This window comes from Streptomyces aculeolatus (assembly GCF_020400605.1).
Lineage (GTDB): Bacteria > Actinomycetota > Actinomycetes > Streptomycetales > Streptomycetaceae > Streptomyces > Streptomyces aculeolatus.
The window spans coordinates 1-1,273 of sequence record NZ_JAINRD010000074.1; the positions used below are offsets into that span (position 1 = coordinate 1).

Consider the following 1,273-nt stretch of genomic DNA (forward strand, 5'->3'; position numbering starts at 1 on the left):
TTGGGTGGTCGGGTGCCGTTGGTGGTGTCGGGTCGGTCGGTGGGTGCGTTGGCTGGTCAGGCTGCGCGGTTGGGGGAGTTTTTGGAGAGTGAGTCTGGTGTTGGTGTGTCGTTGGGTGATGTGGGGTGGTCGTTGGCGACGGGGCGTGCGGGTTTGGAGCATCGTGCGGTGGTGTTTGCGGGTGATCGGGGTGAGGCGGTTGCGGGTCTTGGGGCGGTAGCGGCTGGGGTGCCGAGTGTTTCTGTTGTTTCTGGTGGTGTGGTTTCTGGTGGTGTGGGGGTGGTGTTTTCGGGTCAGGGTGCGCAGCGGTTGGGGATGGGTCGGGGTTTGTATGAGGGGTTTCCGGTTTTTGCGGGTGTGTTTGATGAGGTGTGTGGGTTGGTGGATGGGGTTTTGGGTGGGGGGTTTGGTGGTTTTGGGGTGAGGGATGTGTTGTGGGCGGTGGAGGGGAGTGAGGGGGCTGGTTGGTTGGGGGAGACGGTTTTTACGCAGGTGGGGTTGTTTGCGTTTGAGGTGGCGTTGTTTCGGTTGTGGGAGTCGTTGGGTGTGGTGCCGGGTGTGGTGGCGGGGCATTCGGTGGGGGAGGTGGTGGCTGCGCATGTGGCGGGGGTGTTGTCGTTGGAGGATGCGGTGCGGGTGGTGGTGGCGCGTGGGCGTTTGATGCAGGGGTTGGAGCGTGGGGTGATGGTGTCGGTGGGGGCGTCGTTGGAGCGGGTGGAGGGGTTGGTGGGGGAGCGGGATGGGGTGTGGGTGTCGGGGGTGAATGGGCCGTTGTCGGTGGTGGTGGCGGGTCGGCCGGGTGTGGTTGAGGGTGTGGTGGGTGTGTTGGAGGGGGAGGGGGTGCGGTGTCGTTGGCTGGAGGTGTCGCGGGCTTTTCATACGCCTTTGGTTGAGCCGATGTTGGGGGAGTTTGAGCGGGAGATTGCGGGTGTGGTGCATCGGCGGGGTGGTGTGCCGGTGGTGTCGGGGGTGTCTGGTGAGGTGGTGGGGGATGGGGAGTGGGGTGTGGGTTATTGGGTGGAGCAGGCGCGTTGTGCGGTGCGGTTTGATCGGGTTGTTGAGTGGTTTGCGGGTCGTGGTGTGGGCAAGGTGGTGGAGGTTGGGCCGCGTGGTGTGTTGACTGCGTTGGTGCGGGAGGGGTTGCCGGATTCGGGGTCGGCGGTGGTGGTGGTTCCGAGTTGTCGTTCTCGGGTGGGTGAGGTTGAGGCGTTTACTGCTGCTGTGGGTTCGTTGGTGGTGGCGGGGGTGGAGTTGGATTGGGGTGCGGTATTCG

At 64.3% G+C, this 1,273-nt stretch carries 1 protein-coding gene; it reads left to right on the plus strand.

Going from position 1 to position 1,273, the window contains the following annotated elements:
* Positions 1-12: 12 nt before the first annotated feature.
* Positions 13-1,273 (plus strand): acyltransferase domain-containing protein (locus tag LG396_RS38755; RefSeq protein ID WP_225798304.1); only part of this gene is annotated, 1,261 nt, incomplete at its 3' end.